Origin of the sequence: Steroidobacter agaridevorans, assembly GCF_009932555.1 — a bacterium.
Classification (GTDB): domain Bacteria; phylum Pseudomonadota; class Gammaproteobacteria; order Steroidobacterales; family Steroidobacteraceae; genus Steroidobacter; species Steroidobacter agaridevorans.
In genome coordinates this window covers 153,794-172,831 of record NZ_BLJO01000007.1, presented here as the reverse complement: position 1 = coordinate 172,831, position 19,038 = coordinate 153,794, and the positions used below count along the sequence as shown (strand labels likewise).

The window sequence follows — 19,038 nt, the reverse complement described above, 5'->3', positions numbered from 1 at the left end:
ATCCGATAGCATATACGATATGACAGCCGCGGCAACAAAAGTCCGACAACTGGTCCGGCCGACTGTGGTCCCGGTGCGCGCCTTATTGGTGTTTGTGCTGTTTCTTCTCAGCACAGTCGCCTTTCTGGACCGGACCAACATTTCCATCGCGGGGGTCGCGCTGGCGCAGGAGTACGGCCTGACCCAGGTCCAGCTGGGCTGGGTGTTCAGCGCATTCTTGATTGGGTACGCGGGATTTCAGATTCCGGCGGGATGGCTGGCGGTGCGCCTCGGGCCCAGAAACGTCCTGACCCTCGGAGTTCTGTGGTGGGGCGTGTTCACGGGGCTCACTGCAATTGTTTCACCCACGGCGGGTCACGCATTGCTGGCGCTCATTCTGGTGCGATTCGGATTGGGCGTCGGCGAGTCGGTCATCTATCCGGCCGCCAATCAGTTCGTTGCTCGCTGGGTGCCGGTGCACGAGCGTGGCAAGGCCAATGGATGGATATTCGCCGGTGTTGGCGCAGGCGCGGGCCTCACACCTCCGCTCTTGAACGCGATCGTCGAGTCGCACGGCTGGCGCGCGTCTTTCTGGTTCTGCGCCGTCGTCGGCTGTATCGTGGGACTCGTCTGGTACGTCGCGGCTCGCGATCGCCCCGATGAACACCCGCGTGTTTCCGATGCGGAGCTCGAGCACATTCGCGCAGGCATCGATGCGGCTACGCCAGCGGCGCGACCGCCGATTCCCTGGCGGCGTATTTTCGCCAACCGCGATGTGTGGGCCCTCACGATCAGCTACTTCACGTTCGGCTATGTAGTGTGGATTTTTTTCAGCTGGTTCTTTATCTATCTCGCCGAAGCGCGCGGGTTGAATCTGAAGACCAGCGCGCTCTACAGCATGCTGCCGTTCATCGCCATGACGATTTGTTGCCTACTGGGCGGTGTGATCAACGATGCCGTGGTCAAACGCCACGGGTTGCGGTGGGGACGTTGCGGCTTGCCGGTGGTTGCGCTGCTGTTGACGGCAATATTTCTGGCGTTGGGATCGATGGCCGACAGTGCCGGCGTCGCGACCGTGATCCTGGCCGGCGGCGCCGGAGCGATTTATCTTTCGCAGAGCGCCTACTGGTCGGTGACTGCGGATTTCGCCGGTCCGCATGCAGGTGTCGTCGCCGGCGTGATGAACATGGGCTGTCAGGTGGGCGGAGCCATCACCGCGTCGCTGACCCCTTGGATCGCGGCCGAATTTGGATGGAAGTCTGCCTTCTTCGTGGCGGCAGCCCTCGCAGTCATTGGCGCCTTCGCCTGGCTGCTGGTCGATCCGACGCGGCATCTCGACCAACCTGGCCTTGAGCAATGAGAACGATCGTGGATACATCGATTCAGAACGAGCATGCCCACTTGCCACTGGCCGGTATCCGCGTGCTGGATATCACGCAAGTGATGGCGGGGCCATTCTGTTGCATGTTGTTGGGCGACATGGGGGCCGATGTCATCAAGATCGAGCCGCCGAAGGTCGGTGACTCGACGAGGCACTCGATGGGCTTTCGTCTGAAAGGCGAGGACAGTCCGGGTTTTCTCGCGCTGAATCGTAACAAGCGCAGCATCGCACTCGATCTGAAGAATCCCGCCGATCGCGACGTGCTGTACGCACTCGTGAAAACAGCGGACGTGTTGGTGGAGAACGCGCGCCCCGGCGTCGCTGCCCGGCTCGGCATGGGTTACGAAACGCTGGCGGAAATGAATCCGCGACTGGTGTACGCGAGCATTTCAGGGTTCGGTCAGACCGGGCCGTGGGCGCAACGTCCAGGATTCGATTTGATCGCGCAGGCCATGTCGGGCGCGTTGAGCGCCACCGGACTGCCCGGCTCCGAACCGGTCAAGAACGGCATTCCGGTGGCGGATCTGGGCGCGGGCTTGTTTGCGACCTATGGCATTCTGAGCGCGCTCATGGGCAGAGAAAAATCCGGCCGTGGCCAGTTCATCGACGCTTCGCTGCTGGAAGCGGCACTCGGCCTGTCGGTGTGGGAGACGACCGAATTGTGGGGCACCGGCAAATCGCCGCAGCCGATCGGCAGCGCAAATCGCATGTCCGCGCCGTATCAGGCCGTGCAGGCCTCCGATGGTTATTTCGTCATCGGCGCGGCCAATCAAAAACTGTGGCTCACGTTCCTCGACGTGGTGAAACGGCCGGAGCTGAATTCGGATCCCCGGTTTTCGACCAACGCTCTGCGAGTGACCAATCGCGTCGAACTGATCGAGGAATTGCGGCCGACGCTGGCACAGCGCACGGTGCACGCATGGGTCGAGGCGCTGCTGGCTGCCGGTGTGCCAGCGGGCCCGATCTACAACTACGAGCAGGCACTCGCGAGCGATCACGTGGCCGCGCGCGAAATGGTCATGAATATTCCGCATCCGGTGGAAGGTTCGTTCCGCGCGCTCGGCTTTCCGGTCAAGATGCGGGGCACGCCGCAGCAGGTGCGTCATGCACCGCCCTTGCTCGATCAGCATGGCGACGAGATTCGTCGCGAGTTGAGCGAGAAAGGTCTGCTGCAGTCTTCCGGACAAAAGGCAGTCGCGCGATGAGCGAAGGCAAGCTGATTTACACAAAGCACGACGCGGTCGCGCAGGTTTCATTCGACAATCCGGCCGCGCACAACGCCCTGACGCATCAGATGTGGTGCGACCTGCGCGACGTCTGCAGGCACATTGCGCAGGATTCGAGCGTTCGTGCCGTGACATTTCGCGGCGTGGGCGGGAAGGCGTTCATCTCCGGTACGGATATCAGCGGCTTTACCCGCTTCACCTCGGGCAGGGATGGCATCGAGTACGAACGTCACATCGACGAGTGCATGGCCGCGGTCGACGCGTTGCCGGTGACCACGATCGCGATCATCGAGGGCTGGGCCGTGGGTGGCGGGCTGAACATCTTCAGCGCCGCCGACATTCGCATTGCCACGCCCGAGGCGCGCTTTGCATCGCCTTTGGGGCGCACCATCGGTAACTGTCTGTCGATGAGCAGCTGTGCCCGCATCGCCGGTGCTATCGGCGTGACGATGGCCAAGCGCATGTTGTTGCTTGGCGAAGTGATCTCGGCGCAGGAAATGATGAGCAGGGGAGTGCTTTACAACGTGGTCGATGCCGGTGGGCTGGACGCCGCAGTGGATGCGCTTTGTCAGCGTGCCGTGTCGAATGCACCCCTGACGACTCGCGCCAGCAAGGAAATGATCCGGCGACTGAGCTACGCCAATCTGCCCAACATCGACGATCTGATCGAGCGGGTGTACGGCAGCGAAGATTTCAAGCGAGGTGTGCAGAACTTCGTCGCGAAGAACAAGGGCGTGCCGCAGTGGAGCGGCAAGTAAGAGCGCCGGTTGGCGGCCAGCCTGAGGCCGCCAACGTTTCATTTGCAGTTTCCGTTACCACTCGACCGCGATGTACTTGGCTTCGGTGAACTCACGAATGCCGTGATGTGAGCCTTCGCGTCCGAGGCCGCTCTGTTTCACGCCGCCGAAGGGAGCGGCGGCGTCGGATACCAAGCCGCGGTTGAGCGCGATCATGCCGCTCTCGAGACGCTCTGCGATGCGCAGCCCGGTTTTGAGATCGCCCGTATAGATATACGCAACCAGCCCGTACTCGGTGTCGTTCGCAAGGGCGATCGCCTCATCGACCGTGTCGAACGGGACGAGCACCGCGACCGGGCCGAAGATTTCCTGGTTCAGGATCTCCGAGCCGGCGGCGACGTCGGTCAATACCGTCGGAGGGTAGAAGAAGCCTGGGCGCGAGGGCGCAGCGCCGCCCAACAGCACTCGCGCACCTCGTTTCACCGCATCCGCGACCAATGATTCGATCTTGGCCACGGCTGCCCGATTGATGAGAGCGCCACAACCGGTTTCCGGTGAGCAGCCATCGCCAAGCTTCACGGCGCCCATCTTCGCGACCAGTTGCCTGGTGAACTCCTCGTAAACGCCGCGCTGGACATAGAACCGATTCGCGGCGGTACAGGCTTCGCCGCCGTTGCGCATTTTCGCGATCATCGCTCCTGCGATCGCCTCCGGAATGTTTGCATCGTCGAGCACCAGGAAGGGTGCGTTGCCGCCCAATTCCATGGAGCAATTCACGATCGTATCGGCGGCTTCGTGCAGCAGCAGACGGCCCACTTCGGTGGAGCCGGTGAAAGAGAGTTTGCGAATTCTGCCCTCGTGCAGCATCGCCTTCACGACCGCCGCAGGCTTTCCGGTTGTGATCACGTTGACGACGCCGGCAGGAATGCCGGCCTCCAACATGATCTGTGCGACCGCGTAGGCGGTGAGCGGTGTTTCCTCCGCGGGTTTGAGGATGCAGGTGCAGCCTGCGGCGAGCGCCGGAGCGATCTTGCGTGTGGCCATCGCTGCCGGGAAGTTCCAGGGCGTGATCAGCAGTGAGATGCCAATGGGCTGATACATCACCACGATGCGATTGGCGCCGCTCGGCGCGGTGCTGATTTCGCCTTCCAGCCGCACGGCTTCCTCGGCATACCAACGGAAGAACTCGGCGGCGTAGAGCACCTCGCTCCTGGCATCCGCCAGCGCCTTCCCGTTTTCGAGCGAGATCAGTTGCGCCAGCCATTCGCTGTTCGCCACCATCCGTTCGAAGCACGAGCGCAACAGCTCGGCGCGCTTTCTCGGTGGCGTTGCCGCCCAGCCAGGGGCAGCGCGAGAGGCCGCTTCGATCGATTCGATTCCGTCCTTGACCGTCGCATCCGCAACCGAGGCGAGCACGTCGCCGGTCGAGGGATTGATCACATCGATGCGTTGACCTTCGGCGCCGCCGCGCCAGCGATCGCCGATCAACAGATCCGTCGGGATGGCGCGTCCTGGGTCGGCAGAGGCGGCGGGCAGCAGGTAGTTGTTCGTGGATTTCATGGCACAGGATCAGGCGTGACGGAGTGCGGCTCGATCGCCGGAATAGGCGGCGGCAGTAATGGCTTGCATGGCGGGCAGATCCAGCGGTCGCGGATTGTTCTTGACCAGTCGCTGAATCGCGATCGCGCTCTCGGCCGTCCATTGCTGCTTATCCGCGGCGAGCCCGAGGTCTTTCAACGTACGAGGAATGCCAACGGACGCGAGCAGTCGCGCCACCTCGTCGATGAGAATGCGCGACAGATCATCATCGGTGCTGCGAACGTCGCCCAAGCCGAGCATCCGAGCGATTTGCGCAAAGCTGTCGACACAAACGGGCCGATTGAACTCCATCACATAGGGCAACAAAGACGCGACGCCATCGCCATGCGCGGTGTGCGTGACATTGCCCACGGGATATTGAATCGCATGTGCCGCCGCGGTTCCCGCTGTTCCAAAAGCGCAGCCCGCGGCAAGCGCTCCCATCATGAGGTTCTCGCGCGCCTGCAAATCCTTGCCGTTGATATACGCAGGATAGAGGCTCTTCCAGATCGAGGAGATCGCAAGCAGGGCGAAATGATCCGAGAGCGCGTTCTTGCCGACGAACACGTGTTGCAAGGTGAGATCGGCGCTTACCGGCCGCGCCAACGCCGTGAAAGACTCGATGGCGTGCGTGAGTGCATCGCCGCCCGAGCACGCTGTCAGTGCCGGAGGGCAACTCAACGTCAGCTCGGGATCGCACACCGCGACTTGCGGAATCAGATAGGGGCTTGCGATGCCGATCTTGGTTCCTTTGGCGGTGTCCGCGACCACCGATACCGGTGTCACTTCCGAGCCCGTTCCCGACGTCGTCGGTACGGCGATCAGCGGGATCACCGGTCCCGGCACTTTGTATTCGCCGTAGTACGAAGCGGGCTCGCCGCCGTGAGTCAGCAGCACCGAGACGGCCTTGGCCATGTCCATGCAGCTGCCGCCGCCGATGCCGATGATCACTTCGGGCGTGAAGGTGGCCGCTGTGCGCAAACAATCCATGATGGATTCGGTCGGCAAGTCCGGCAGCGTGCGGTCGTACACCAGTGTGGTGGAACCCAGTCGTTCGAGCTCGCTCGAGAGCACCTCGATCTCTCGATCTCCACCCAGCCTGGGGTCGGTGCAAATCAAGACTCGTCGACCAAATTGCCGGCTCACGGCCGGCAAGGCCTGGCGTTGGCCGGAACCGAACAGCACGGAGCGAGGCAGCCGCATGGCGCCGAATAGGCTCATAAGGATCTCTCTGGTGTGGACGGCGACCATACCGTCCCGCTGTGAGGCATCCTATATCATATATGATAGAATTGCCACGCACAGTGAACGACAATGCGCCCATACCGGTGGCCAATGACCTGCATTGCCAATCCTTATGAGTAGCGAATCCAAGAATCCCCGAGTCGTGCCCGTCGCGCCTGCGCCGGAGAACCCACGTCAGATCAAGCGGGCCTCCGGCTTCGTCGAGGATGCGTACAGCCGCATTCGTGAAGACATCATGTCGCTGAAGATCCCGCCGAATACGCGCATTTCGGTCGATAGCATGGCGCGCGAGTTCGGCATTTCGCAGACGCCGATCCGCGAGGCGCTCAGCATGCTCGAGGCGAACGGCCTGGTGACCAAGCAGCGCTTCATCGGTTACTGCACGGCGCCGACGTTGAATCGCAAGCAGTTCGAGGAGTTGTTCGAAATCAGGTTGCTGCTGGAGCCTTATGCCGCGCGCTGCGCGGCCGAGCGGATGAGCGATAAAGCATTGATCGATCTGTGCGGGCTGGCGCTCGAGATGAATCCCGATCAGGCCGCGCAGTCGCGCACTCTGTATGACCAGTTCGCCGATCAGGATGCGGAATTTCACGAACAGATCGCTCGCGGCAGCAATAACAATCTCATCGTGGAGTCGCTCAGCCGGCTGCACATTCACCTGCATATCTTTCGGCTGCGGTTTCATCGCGAGGTGACCAACGAAGCGGTGGCCGAGCACACGCTCGTCACCAAAGCCTTGCAGCAGCGCGATCCCGATCAAGCCGAAGCCGCCATGCGCGCTCACCTCGAGAAGTCATATCAGCGGCTCGTGAAGTTCACGCGCGAATAACCGCTTTCCGGGCCCGCTTCTCCGCCTGAACACCCCCTCTGGAGCGGCCGCTCCAGATTTGATACCGATACCATTTGACTTTTGGGCCTCACGGCCGCGATGATGCCGATATGATATAGGATATAGGCTGCCTCGCCGACCACGAGCGCGGAGCCGGAGGGGGTTGAGTGCAGCTAGCAGTCCGTGTCGTCGCCGCGTTCCTCGGGTTGGCGGCGCTGTCCGTGGCACAGGCGGCCACGACAGTGCTTACCAACTTCACTCTTATAGATGGCACGGGCCGGGCGCCGACGCCGGGCTCGGCATTGATTGTCGAGAACGGCCGCATCTCGTGGGTGGGCACGCAGCAGAGCCTGAAACGTCCGAGCGGCGCGACGGTGGTGGACCTCGCCGGGAAATTCGTAACGCCCGGGCTCATCGATAATCACGTGCACGTCGGGCTGGTTCACGATCTCACACAAGACATCAATTTCTACTCCCGCGAGCTGGTCGAGCAGCAGCTGCGTATCTATGCAGCCTACGGTGTCACTGCCGTTCAAGTGCTGGGCACGGATACCGATGTGATATTCGGCATTCGCGCCGATCAACGCAAAGCGCCGACGGACATGGCGCGTGTGTACACGTCGGGTCAGGGGCTGGTGTTCAAAGGCTCCTATGGCGGCGTCGCCGGACTGAACAAACCGGTCGCCAACGTGGCCGAGGCGCGCCAAGCGGTCGATGAGCAAGTGGCGAAGGGCGTCGACTTCATCAAATTGTGGGTCGACGACGAGTTCGGCGACCTGCCGTCACGCATGCCGGCCGACATCAGCAAGGCCATCATCGACCAGGCGCACAAGCACGGCCTGCGCGCGATCGCTCACATCTTTTATCTGCAGAACGCCAAGACACTGGCGTCGCAAGGTGTCGATGGCTTCGCGCATAGCGTGCGTGATCTGCCTGTGGATCGGGCGTTGCTGGACGATATGAAGCGACATGACATCGTGCAGATGGCGGCGACGCTGAGCCGCGAAGCCTCGTTCACCTATACGAAGCTGCCATTCCTCGACGATCCTTTCTTCAACCGCTCGATCACGCCGGCGGCTCTGGCGACGCTCAAGAGCGCCGAGCGCCAGCAAAAGCTCGCCGCGGGCAAGCACTTCGCTCAGTACCCTGGCGTGCTCGATACTGCGTTGAAGAATACTCGCCGCGAGATCGAAGCAGGGGTGCGCTACGGCGTCGGTAGCGACAGTGGACCTTCGGGACGATTTTCCGGACATTTCCTGCACTGGGAGATGGAGTTGATGGTGCAGGCGGGCTTGTCGCCGCTGCAAGTCCTGACCGCGGCCACGAGCACCAATGCGAAGCTGATCGGCGCGAAAGATTTGGGAACGATCGAGCCAGGCAAGAGCGCCACTCTTCTCGTGCTCGATGCGGATCCGGTCGCGGACATTCGCAACACCCGAACGATTCACGCGGTCTACGTAGCCGGCAAGCCAGTGTCCACCATCTGGTCGGTCTGCACCGGTCGTGCAGCGAATGAATGTAAGGGCGGCTCGACTGGTGGCGCACATGGCGAACGGTGATGCGGCCATCGTAAAGCCGGTCGGCGCGGCTCTGGATCACGCCGGCGTGATCGCGCCAACGCGTGTCCGCCACACGGTGCTGTGGCTCACCGTCGCGGCCTACATGATCACTTACATCGATCGAGTAGTGATCTCCGCCGCCGTGCCTTCGATCCAGGAAGAGTTCGGCTTCTCCATCGTCACGATGGGATGGATCCTCGGCGCCTACCAATTGTCGTATGCGTTGTTTCAGATTCCGGGCGGTTGGCTCGGCGATCGCTTCGGTCCGCGGCGTGCGCTTCCCGCGATCGTCACGTGGTGGTCCGCGTTCACCGCGGCTACGGCGCTGACGTGGTCGGCGACTTCGATGATCGTGTGCCGATTCCTCTTTGGCATGGGGGAGGCGGGCGCTTTTCCGATTGCCACCCGATCGTTGTCGCGTTGGATGCTGCCGTCGGAGCGAGGTTTCGCCCAAGGCATCACTCATGCCGGCTCGCGCCTGGGCGGCGCGCTCACGCCGATCGTCGTCGTCTTCGTCATCGCTCACTTCGGCTGGCGCGCACCCTTCTATATTTTTGCGGTGCTTGGCTTGTTATGGGCCGCGATCTGGTACTGGTTCTATCGCGATTCTCCCAACGAGCATCGGAGCGTCAACGCCGCGGAACGTGAGCTCATCGCCAATGCGTTGGGGAACACCGCCAAGGGATCGAAGATCGTGCCGTGGCGACAGATCTTACGCAGTCCGCAGATGTGGCTGCTCTCCGCGATGTACTTCTGTTACGGCTACGACATCGGCATCTTTCTCACCTGGTTTCCGAAGTATCTGCATGCCGAGCGGCAATTCGATCTGCAGCAGATGGGTATCTACGCGAGCCTGCCGCTGCTCGCCGGAGTTGCTGGCGATATCTTCGGTGGCTGGTTCTCGGATCTGGCGCTGAAACGTACGGGCAATCTCAAGTTCGCGCGTCGGGTCGTTGCAATCCCCGGATTCTTGATCGCCGCCGTGACGATTCCGCTCGCCTGTCTCGCCAACGATCCGCTCGTCAGCGTCGGTTATTTCGCGCTCGCGGTGTTCGGTATCGAGCTGACCGTCGGCGTTTCCTGGGCGGTGACGCTGGATATCGGTGGGGTGTACGCAGGCTCAGTGTCGGCGGTGATGAATACCTTCGGTAATCTGGGCGCCGCCATCGCTGCGGCAATGACGGGTTATATCGTGACCGCGAGCGGTTGGACCACCGCGTTCCTCGTTATCGCAGGTTACGCGTTGTTGGCTGCCATACTGTTCACGCGCATCGATGCATCGAAACGCGTCTATGAGGACGCCGCTGTGTCTTAGCGCGCAGTGGCGTCGATCGGGGGGATGATGACTGACGAAAACAATGCAGAGCCGAAGACGGTGAATCGGCGCGCATGGCTGAAACTCATCGGCGCAGGCGCTGCAACCGGTGTGTTGCCGGCGGGCGCCGCGGCCGCGAATGACTCGATGGGCGCCATGCATCATCCGGCGCCCAAGGCTGCCAGCCCCGCCGATGAGCCGGTGCCCGTCTACGAATTCCTCAATGGCGATGAGGCCGCATTCGTGGAAGCGGCGATCGATACTTTCATTCCGCCCGACGAGGTCGGGCCCGGCGCTCTGGAGTTGGGCGTCGCGGTGTTCATCGATAGGCAGCTGAACTCCGGCTATGGCCGTGGCGATCGCATGTACCTGCAAGGGCCATTCATCGAAGGCACGCCGGAGCAGGGTTATCAGCTGCGCATGACGCCGAGCGAGCTCTTTCGCAATGGCATTCTGGACGTCAATGCTCACGTGCGCGACAAATACAAGCGCACGTTCGACGCGCTCTCCGAAGAGGATCGCATCGCCGTCCTGACTCAGCTGGAGAAGCGCGAGATTCAATTGCCCACGGTGCCCACCGAGATTTTCTTCAATCTGTTGTACGACCTGACGATGCAGGGCTACTTCGCCGATCCGCTCCATGGCGGTAACAAGGGCAAGGCGTCGTGGAAGATGATCGGCTTTCCGGGCATCGGCGTCATGTATGCGGACAAGATCGAGGCGTACCGCAACAAGAAGTACATGAGCGAGCCCATGAGCATTCAGGACCTGCTGTGACGATGGCCACCAAACTGAAACCAGTCGATATCGCGATCGTCGGCCTGGGTTGGGCCGGCGGCATCGTCGCGAAAGAACTCGCCTCCACGGGCCTGAAGATAGTCGCATTCGAACGCGGCGCGCCGCGCGCGACCAATCCGGATTTCATGGCGCCGCAAGTTCACGATGAACTGCGCTACTCGCGTCGCCATGAGCTCATCCAGAATCTGCGCAAGGAAACATTGACCTTCCGCAACGACCCATCGCAGCGGGCGCTGCCGATGCGGCAGCTGGGCTCGTTTCTACCGGGCGAGGGTGTCGGCGGCGCGGGCACGCACTGGTCCGGACTGCATTGGCGCTGGACGGAGTGGGAGCACAAGATGTACTCCGGCACCGTCGCGAAGTACGGCAAGAGCATCGTTCCGGCCGACATGAATCTGCAGGACTGGCCCATCGATTATCACGAGCTCGAGCCGTACTACGACAAGTTCGAGAAGGTCTGTGGCACGTCCGGCAAGGCCGGCAACCTGCAGGGCAAGAAGATCGACGGCGGCAACATTTTCGAGGCGCCCAGAGCGAACGAGTTCCCGAATCCGCCGCTGACCCAATCGCACAACATGGTCTTGTTCGAGCAGGCGGCGCGCAACCTGGGTTATCACCCGTTCCCGGTGCCTGCGTCCAACGCATCCCGTCCCTATGTGAATCCGGACGGTGTCGCGCTCGGTCAGTGTCATTACTGCGGCTTCTGCACCGCCTATGGCTGCGAAGCGAATGCGAAGGCGAGCCCGCATTTCACCGTCATTCCGCTCGCTCACAAGAATCCGAACTTCGAGGCGCGGACCAATTCCTATGTGATGAAGGTGAATCTCGATTCGCGGCGCAAGCGCGCCGTGAGCGTCACCTACCTCGATGCTGGCGGGCGCGAGTTCGAGCAGCCTGCGGATCTGGTTATCCTGGCGGCGTACGTCTTCGGCAACGTGCATTTGATGTTGCATTCGAAGATCGGCAAGCCGTTCGACTTCCAGCGCAACAGCGGTGTCGTGGGCCGAAGCTATGCCTATCAATCGATGGGCGGAGTGGCTGCGCTGTTTTCCAAGGACACGTACTTCAATCCGTTCATGGGCTCGGGCGCGCTCGGCACCTGGATCGACGATTTCAACAGCGACAACCCCGATTTCGCGAAGCTTGGCTTCATCGGTGGCGGCGGCATCAGCAGTGGCAGCAACAGCGGTGCGCCGATCGGGCGACGTCCCACGCCGCCCGGTTCGCCGCGCTGGGGCAAAGGTTGGAAAAAAGCCGTCGTCGAGACGTACCACCGCATGACTGCCGTGGGCAATCAAGGCTCGGTGATGAGCTATCGCCAGAATTATCTGGACCTCGACCCGACCTACACCGACTCCTTTGGCCGACCGATGCTGCGACTCACGTTCGATTGGCAGGAAAATGAGTTTCGACAGATGGAGTTCGCGCGCGGCATCTGTGCAAACATTGCAAAGGAGATGGGAGCCGAGCAGGTATTGAGCCGACGCGATCGCGGGCGCTATTCGATCGTGCCCTACCAGACGACGCACAATACGGGCGGAACCGTGTTCGGCGACGATCCGCGCACCAGCGCGCTGAACAAACACCTGCAAAGCTGGGATGTTTCCAATGTGTTCGTGGTGGGGTCGAGCGTGTTTCCGCAGAACGCGGGGCGCAATCCCACGGGCCCGATCGGCGCATTGGCCTATAGACTTGCCGATACGCTGAAGGATCGTTACTTGAAGCGGCCGGAGCGCCTGGTCAGTGCTTGAGAGAGGGTGAAGAGTGAAGAGATTATTGATCGCCGGCCTGGCTGCGCTGGCATTGACGTCTTCGGCATGGGCCGACGGTGATGCGGCGGCGGGTGCGACGGTGTTTGCGCAATGCTCGGCGTGTCACGCTGTCGGCGCGGGCGCGCAGAACAGCGTCGGGCCCGTGTTGAACGGAGTCGTCGGTCGTCCCGCCGGGACTTATCCGAGCTACCGCTACTCGTCGGCGATGCGGAAGTCCGGGCTCACCTGGGATGAGGCCACGCTCACGCAGTATCTGAAAGGGCCGGACAAGCTCGTGCCCGGCAGCAAGATGATCTTTCCGGGCATTGCCAGCGATACCGACCTGGCGAACGTGATCGCATTCCTCAAACAACAGAAGGCCGAGTGAGCTTCGAGGAAATCTCCTCGGCGGCTCGACGGATTGCAGTGATGGTTTCTTTGATCGAGAGGGCTTTGGGAGTTTCGATGTAAGGGCAGGTCAACGCCGCGGCGACCATATCGGCGGACATCACGGGGGCTGACAGATCGACGATGTGACGAGTGACGTCGCTGTCGGCGCGTACGTGCTTCGCGGTCCGGGCGGCGGTGGCTCGTTCTTCGAATGTCTTCCAGATCCTGCTGCTCACAGTGCGTGCAAGCCGCTTGCGCCACTCCGTCCGAACGTTTGGAGGTTGAAATGCATAGAGCACCAGTCCCGACGTAGATGCAACCACGGGCCGGCGGTTGCCGACTCGCACTGAATAGCCTTCATTGCCTGGCGCCTCGATGCGGGCAATGACGACCATTTGCTCGTCGCTCGCCACCGCGAGGTGGCACGACTGGCCAATCGTGCGCGCCAGTTTTCTCATCTCGGGCAGTGCGTGTTCGAGCAGGCTGCGCGCGGGTGCACGCGCCAGTGCGAGAGCAAATAGCTTGTTCGTAAGCTCGAGTCCTTCGCCGGACTCCGCTGGGGCGATATAGCCGCGGCGTATCAGCGCCTCAATCATTCGAAACAGCTCGCCCACCGAGCGGCCGAGCTCCGCGGCCATTTGAGACATTGTCAGAGGCGCGCCGCGCGCGGCCAGCAATTCAAGTATATCCAGGCCCTTCTCCAGGGCGGGGGCGGTGTATTTGCGCTGTTTGTTTTCGCGTGTGCTCATGTTTCTCATTATAAATCTTCTTGTGCTACCGGTTACCTAGAATCAAAACTGCGCGCTCGGCCTGCCGGCTGCGCAGCGAAACAAAGGAGTTTCAGTAATAAAGTAGATTGTATTTGTGAAAGCGTGCTATGGTCTGTGTGCGATCGTCGCGAGGCGAACGTTTGTTTGTTTTCGATCAATCGATGCCGTCGAGTGCACGCATTTGAATGGATGTGATCGATTGAGAAATGTTTGTTACGAAACAATTGTCCGAGTATTGACGCGATTGGCGTCGCGGTGATAATTACGCCACTGACCACACCCGCGAACAGGGTGGGACTTCAACGGGGGAACAATCGATGCAGCGGATGACCAGGAGCGGCGTTTTACGCGCCGCAATTTTGTTAGCGCTAGCAAGCTCTGCGCCAGCTGGGGCGCAAGAGAACTCATCGGCGCCCGCCAATACCAGTGAACTTGAGGAAGTAGTTGTTACCGGTATCAGAGAATCGTTGCAACGAAACCTCGACATGAAGCGCGCGGCGACCGGCGTCGTCGACGTGATTTCATCGGAAGATATCGGCAAGTTTCCAGACTCGAACGTCGCAGCCTCGTTGCAACGGGTGCCAGGCGTCTCGATTCAACGCGCGGGCACCCGCGGCGAGCCGACGGGCATCACGGTGCGTGGCTTCGGCGGCGACTTCAACGAAACGCTGTACGACGGCCGCCGCATCTCGACCGCCGCTGGCGGGCGTTCGGTCGACTTCAGCACGGTCGGCGCCGATTTCGTCGGCGCGCTGAGCGTGATGAAGACGCCGGATATCACATTGTCCTCCAGTTCCATCGGCGCCACCGTCAATGTGATGTTCCCGAAGCCGTTCGATCAGCCGGGGCCGCGTTTCGTCACCAGCGCCTCGGGTTCGATGCAGGACGAGGCCGATGAGATCAAGCCTACGGCGGGCGTGTTGTTCAGCAATACCTTCGCGGATGAAACGTTAGGTGTGCTGGCCGATGTGATCTATACCGAGCGCAGCACCGATACCAACCGAGTGTTCGTCTCAGGCTGGGAGGGCGGCAGGTTCGCGCCGTGCCAGCAGACCTCCACTTGCGCCTCAGGGGAGCTCGCCAACAGGACCATCGTGGGTTGGTGGCAGCAGCAATACGGCGCCGAACAGTCGCAAGTGAACGATGAGCGCATCGACGGCCGCATCGCCTTCCAGTGGCGCCCGTCGGATAGCATGCTGCTGACGATCGACGACAACTATTCGCGCCAGAAGCTCGTCACCGAAACTTACGGCTTTGCGCTGTGGTTCAACCGGGACGATCTGCGCAACGTGCAGTTCGACGGCAACGGCACAGTGGTCGACTTCCGGCAGCCGGGCACGCCGATGGACCTGAACGCCGGTATCACGGATCAAGTGCGCGAGACCAATCAGATCGGCATCAACCTGAAGCTCGACGCCTCCGACAACCTGTCGTTCGACTTCGATGCCTCGTATGCCAAGAGCGAGCAGAACCCGGACGGCGAGGGTGTGGACAATGCCGATATCGGCTATGGCGGCGCTCTGGGTACTTCGTTGGGTGTGCGCGTGACCGGTGACAGCAGCGACGCGTTCCCGCAGCTGACCACCTATGGCCCGAGCGGCGATCAGTCGCGCTATCTCGATCCGTCCGTCATTGGCTCGCATGTGTTGGTGCGCCAGCAGCAGCAGAACACCGATGAGCTCAAGCAGGCGCGCATCACGGCCACCTGGAAACAGGACGGCCTCCAGCTCGACGCCGGCACGTCGTTCGTCGATGACAACTTCCAGCTGCAGCAGAGCAATACGTTCACCAACAACTTCTGGCAGGCGTATTCAGGCTACGGCGCGCCCTCGGGGCGCAGCTCTGGCGTGATCGTGCCGACAGACCTGTATCGAGGCAGCATCAGCACGAGCGGTTTCATTCCGGGGTTCTCGGGCGCAGGTGCGTTGCCATCGCAACTGCTCGTGTACGATGTTCGCGGGTTGTACGGGTATCTGCAAGGTCTGGGCAATCCGCAGGCGCAGAACATTCCCGGCTTTAATTACGGGTGCTGCAGCTATACGGGTTCGCTCGATCTCGCGCTCGATCCCGGCAGCGTGCAGGACATTACCGAGGAGACCTGGGCGACATTCGTGCGCGCCAAGTTCGATGTCGACCTGGCCGGCCGGCCTTTCCACTTCAGCGCGGGCGTGCGTAACGAGCGCACTCACGTCGAGTCCTCGGGCGTCGGTCGCCTGCCCATCCTCTTGACGCAGAGCGCGGCGGATCCGACGTTGCTGTCGACGACTTACTCGGCCTCGCAGCCGATCACGACCAAGAGCAAATATTCCTATTTGCTCCCGAGCCTCGACATGAAGCTGGAGATTACGCCCGAAGTTCATGCGCGCTTCGGCGCCTCCCGCACGTTGACCCGGCCTGCGATCAACTTCCTGAATCCGGTGTTGAACGTAGGCTCGTTGCCGCGAGTGGGGGCTCTGACCGCCAACGGCGGCAACCCGGCACTGAAGCCGTACCTGTCGGATAACTTCGACTTCGCGGTCGAGTGGTATTACCAGCAGAACTCGTACGCGTCGGCGAACTACTTCATCAAGGATGTGACGAACTTCATCGTGCAGGGCACGCAGCGTCAGACGATCAACAACGTGATCGATCCGACGACCGGCCAGCCGGCGGTCTACACGGTCTCGCAGCGGGTCAACGGGCCCGACGCTACCGTGGACGGCTTCGAGTTCGCGTGGCAGCACGTATTCGGCGATACCGGCTTCGGCTTCAACGCCAACGTCACTTTGGTGGACACGGACAAGCCGTACAACCGCAACGACATTTCGCAGAGCGGCTTCGCGGTAACGGGGCTGGCTGACTCGGCTAACCTGGTTGCGTTCTATGACAAGAACGGCTTCGAGGTGCGCGTCGCCGGCAACTGGCGCGATGAATACCTGCTGCAGTTCGGTCAGAACCAGAACAACAGCGAATTCGGCGCCGAGCCGACGTTCGTCAACTCGAGCCTGCAGATCGACCTGAGCACCAGCTACCAGTTCACCGATCAGCTCAACGTGTTCTTCGAGGCGTTGAACGTCACGAACGAGACGATGAGCACGCACGGCCGCTACGACAACCAGCTGCTCGACGTGTTTGCCTACGGTCGCCGTTACGCCTTGGGTGCGCGCTACCGGATGTGACATCGGCAAGGGGAGGCGTCGACGATTTATCCCCTTGGCGGCGCCTCCCCCTTTTTTGATCGTCGGGCATAGGTCATGGTGCAAGCAGTCAGAAGAGTTGTGATCGTCGGTGGCGGTACGGCTGGGTGGTTGACGGCCGGCATCATCGCCGCCAAGCATCGCAGCCGCATTCCGGCCACGTTTAGCGTCACTTTGGTGGAATCGCCGAATACGCCGATCATCGGCGTGGGCGAGGGGACGTGGCCCACGTTGCGAACGACGTTGTCGAAAATCGGCGTGTCCGAGACGGAGCTCTTTCGTCAATGTGACGCCGCATTCAAACAAGGCGCATGGTTCGCTCGCTGGACCACCGGTGAGAAGCATGATGGCTACTACCATCCTTTGATGCTTCCGCAGAATTTTTCTCAGATCAACCTCGTGCCGCACTGGCTCGCCGGCAACGACGGCCGCAGCTTTTGTGACGCCGTGTGCCCGCAAGGCAGGATCTGCGACGATGGCCTTGCGCCGAAGACCATCGCCACCGCCGAGTACGATGCGGTCGCCAACTACTCATACCATCTCGACGCCGGCAAGTTCGCGCCGTTTCTCCAAAAACATTGCTGCGAAAAGCTCGGCGTGCGGCACGTGCTCGCGGACGTGCGACGCGTGCATTTATCCGACAACGGCGACATTCGCAGTCTCGACACGGAGCAGGCCGGCGAGATCGAGGGCGACTTGTTCGTCGATTGCACCGGCTTCAAAGCGCTGCTGATCGGGGAGACGCTCGGCGTGCCGTTCGTCGACTGTGGCGACGTCCTGTTCTGCGATACCGCGCTGGCCATCCAGGTGCCGTATGCGACGGAGACGAGCCCGATCGCATCTCACACGATTTCTACCGCGCAATCGGCCGGTTGGATCTGGGACATCGGATTGCCCACTCGGCGGGGTGTGGGCCATGTATTTTCCAGCCGCCATATTTCCGTCGACGCCGCCGAGCGCGAGCTGCGGGACTATATCGGCCCGGCAGGCAAAGACCTGCCAGTTCGGCGGATCCCGATCCGATCCGGTCACCGGCAGATCTACTGGAAGCGCAATTGCGTCGCCGTCGGCCTGTCGGCGGGCTTCTTGGAGCCGTTGGAATCCTCGGCCATCGTGCTCATAGAAATGTCGGCCAAGCTCATCGCCGAACAAATGCCCGTGTGCCGCGAAGTCATGGATGTGATCGCGGCGCGCTTCAACAACACGACGGAATATCGATGGGGCCGGATCATCGATTTTCTCAAGCTCCACTACGTGCTCACACAGCGCGACGACAGTGCGTTCTGGCGCGACAACCGCCTGCCCGAAACGATTCCGGAACGGCTGCAGCACCTGCTGCTGCTGTGGCGTTATCAATCGCCGTGGTATCACGACGAGTTCGATCGCATCGAGGAAGTGTTCCCGGCTGCAAGCTATCAGTATGTGCTGTACGGCATGGGATTTCGCACCGAGCTGGAGCCGGAGATGGTCGCGGGCGGCGCCAAGTCCGCAGAGCGTGCGATGCGCGAGAACGCTGCGCAAATCGAGAAGCTGCGCACGGGTTTGCCGCGGCATCGTGACCTGATTCGCAAGATCGTTCAGCACGGCTTGCAGCCGGTATGAGAGAGCCGATCTCCATGACGAACCATCAGCTACTCAATCCGCAGGATCATGGACAACTCCGGCTGCTGCCGAGGGCGGGCGTCGAGCCGCATTTCGTGCAGATCGTGCCCAGCGAATTCGTTGCGGCGGCCATCGCCTGTCCGATTCTGTTCTCGAAAGATCCGGCGACAGGCGCGTTTTACGCGGGCGCGGTACTCGGCTTGAAGCCGGAGGAGGGTGCACTGAAGAGCATCGAGGAGCGCGGCGGCTTCGAGCCGCTCAGTCTGCAGCGCGATGGATTCTTCATCTCGGGCGAACGCATCGCCATCGATCGCGCCAATCCGCGCTTCAGCGAGACGGAAGGCGAGCTGCTGTTCGACGACGCACAGCCGAGCACGTCCTTGCGCCGGATGCAGCGAGTGTTGGGACAGTTGCACGAAGGGATCGAACAAACGGCGGTCCTGGTGCGTGACTTCATGAATCTGAAGTTGCTCGAATCGATCGATGTCTCGTTGAGCTTCGACGATGGCGAGCGGCTGACGCTACAAGGTCTTTACACCGTGAGCCGGGACTCGCTGCGCGAGCTGGAGGACGTGGATGTCCTGCGCTTGTTCCGCAGCGGTCATCTGCAGCTCGCTTACACCATTGCGGGATCGATCAATCAGCTGGCGACCCTGGCGCATGTGCGCAATCGCAAGCTTGCTATGAGTTGACAAAAGTCCG

At 61.5% G+C, this 19,038-nt stretch carries 15 protein-coding genes; 12 read left to right on the top strand and 3 right to left on the bottom strand.

The window, feature by feature from the left end:
• Positions 1 to 19 precede the first annotated feature (19 nt).
• The 3 genes from GYH35_RS24380 to GYH35_RS24370 are packed head-to-tail and all read left to right on the top strand — an operon-like array spanning position 20 to position 3,344.
• Positions 20 to 1,339, top strand: a complete 1,320-nt coding sequence (locus GYH35_RS24380; RefSeq protein WP_161811830.1) for an MFS transporter — start codon at positions 20 to 22, stop codon at positions 1,337 to 1,339.
• A gap of 8 nt (positions 1,340 to 1,347) precedes the next feature.
• Positions 1,348 to 2,565 (top strand): CaiB/BaiF CoA transferase family protein, encoded by a 1,218-nt coding sequence (locus GYH35_RS24375; protein ID WP_202624616.1) that lies wholly within the window; start codon positions 1,348 to 1,350, stop codon positions 2,563 to 2,565.
• Entirely contained in the window at positions 2,562 to 3,344 is a 783-nt protein-coding gene (locus GYH35_RS24370) for an enoyl-CoA hydratase (RefSeq protein ID WP_161811832.1), read from the top strand. Before GYH35_RS24375 ends, GYH35_RS24370 begins: the two co-directional genes overlap by 4 nt.
• A 54-nt stretch (positions 3,345 to 3,398) precedes the next feature.
• On the opposite strand, the gene GYH35_RS24365 is transcribed toward GYH35_RS24370, so the two are convergent.
• Together GYH35_RS24365 and GYH35_RS24360 are read right to left on the bottom strand one after the other, a co-directional pair.
• Positions 3,399 to 4,883, bottom strand: coding sequence for an NAD-dependent succinate-semialdehyde dehydrogenase (locus GYH35_RS24365; protein ID WP_161829723.1), 1,485 nt, complete (start codon positions 4,881 to 4,883; stop codon positions 3,399 to 3,401).
• A 9-nt stretch (positions 4,884 to 4,892) separates the two neighbouring features.
• Positions 4,893 to 6,122: an iron-containing alcohol dehydrogenase gene (locus tag GYH35_RS24360; RefSeq protein WP_161811834.1), complete on the bottom strand. Its 1,230-nt coding sequence runs from the start codon at positions 6,120 to 6,122 to the stop codon at positions 4,893 to 4,895.
• A gap of 136 nt (positions 6,123 to 6,258) precedes the next feature.
• Here GYH35_RS24360 and GYH35_RS24355 point away from each other — a divergent pair, with 136 nt between their 5' ends.
• From GYH35_RS24355 to GYH35_RS24330, 6 genes are all read left to right on the top strand, one after another.
• Positions 6,259 to 6,975, top strand: coding sequence for a GntR family transcriptional regulator (locus tag GYH35_RS24355; RefSeq protein ID WP_161811835.1), 717 nt, complete (start codon positions 6,259 to 6,261; stop codon positions 6,973 to 6,975).
• Positions 6,976 to 7,142: 167 nt separating this feature from the next.
• A complete protein-coding gene (locus tag GYH35_RS24350) occupies positions 7,143 to 8,534 on the top strand; it encodes an amidohydrolase family protein (RefSeq protein ID WP_161829722.1) in 1,392 nt (463 codons plus the stop codon).
• Entirely contained in the window at positions 8,521 to 9,849 is a 1,329-nt protein-coding gene (locus GYH35_RS24345; RefSeq protein WP_161811837.1) for an MFS transporter, read from the top strand. Before GYH35_RS24350 ends, GYH35_RS24345 begins: the two co-directional genes overlap by 14 nt.
• Before the next feature lie 24 nt (positions 9,850 to 9,873).
• Positions 9,874 to 10,626 carry a gluconate 2-dehydrogenase subunit 3 family protein gene (locus GYH35_RS24340; protein ID WP_161829721.1) on the top strand — a complete coding sequence of 251 codons (753 nt, stop codon included), beginning with the start codon at positions 9,874 to 9,876 and terminating at the stop codon, positions 10,624 to 10,626.
• A 2-nt stretch (positions 10,627 to 10,628) separates the two neighbouring features.
• Positions 10,629 to 12,398 (top strand): GMC family oxidoreductase, encoded by a 1,770-nt coding sequence (locus GYH35_RS24335; RefSeq protein WP_161829720.1) that lies wholly within the window; start codon positions 10,629 to 10,631, stop codon positions 12,396 to 12,398.
• A gap of 13 nt (positions 12,399 to 12,411) precedes the next feature.
• Positions 12,412 to 12,786 carry a c-type cytochrome gene (locus GYH35_RS24330; protein WP_161829719.1) on the top strand — a complete coding sequence of 125 codons (375 nt, stop codon included), beginning with the start codon at positions 12,412 to 12,414 and terminating at the stop codon, positions 12,784 to 12,786.
• On the opposite strand, the gene GYH35_RS24325 is transcribed toward GYH35_RS24330, so the two are convergent.
• Positions 12,764 to 13,537, bottom strand: a complete 774-nt coding sequence (locus GYH35_RS24325) for an IclR family transcriptional regulator (protein ID WP_202624614.1) — start codon at positions 13,535 to 13,537, stop codon at positions 12,764 to 12,766. The genes GYH35_RS24330 and GYH35_RS24325 overlap by 23 nt on opposite strands.
• Before the next feature lie 347 nt (positions 13,538 to 13,884).
• Here GYH35_RS24325 and GYH35_RS24320 point away from each other — a divergent pair, with 347 nt between their 5' ends.
• The 3 genes from GYH35_RS24320 to GYH35_RS24310 all read left to right on the top strand — a co-directional run bounded on the left by GYH35_RS24320 (position 13,885) and on the right by GYH35_RS24310 (position 19,028).
• Positions 13,885 to 16,716: a TonB-dependent receptor gene (locus GYH35_RS24320; protein WP_268894959.1), complete on the top strand. Its 2,832-nt coding sequence runs from the start codon at positions 13,885 to 13,887 to the stop codon at positions 16,714 to 16,716.
• A gap of 75 nt (positions 16,717 to 16,791) precedes the next feature.
• Entirely contained in the window at positions 16,792 to 18,336 is a 1,545-nt protein-coding gene (locus GYH35_RS24315; protein WP_202624610.1) for a tryptophan halogenase family protein, read from the top strand.
• A 14-nt stretch (positions 18,337 to 18,350) separates the two neighbouring features.
• The gene (locus GYH35_RS24310) at positions 18,351 to 19,028 is read left to right on the top strand and encodes a SapC family protein (protein ID WP_161829717.1); all 678 of its coding nucleotides are present in this window, start codon (positions 18,351 to 18,353) and stop codon (positions 19,026 to 19,028) included.
• The last annotated feature ends 10 nt before the right edge of the window (positions 19,029 to 19,038 follow it).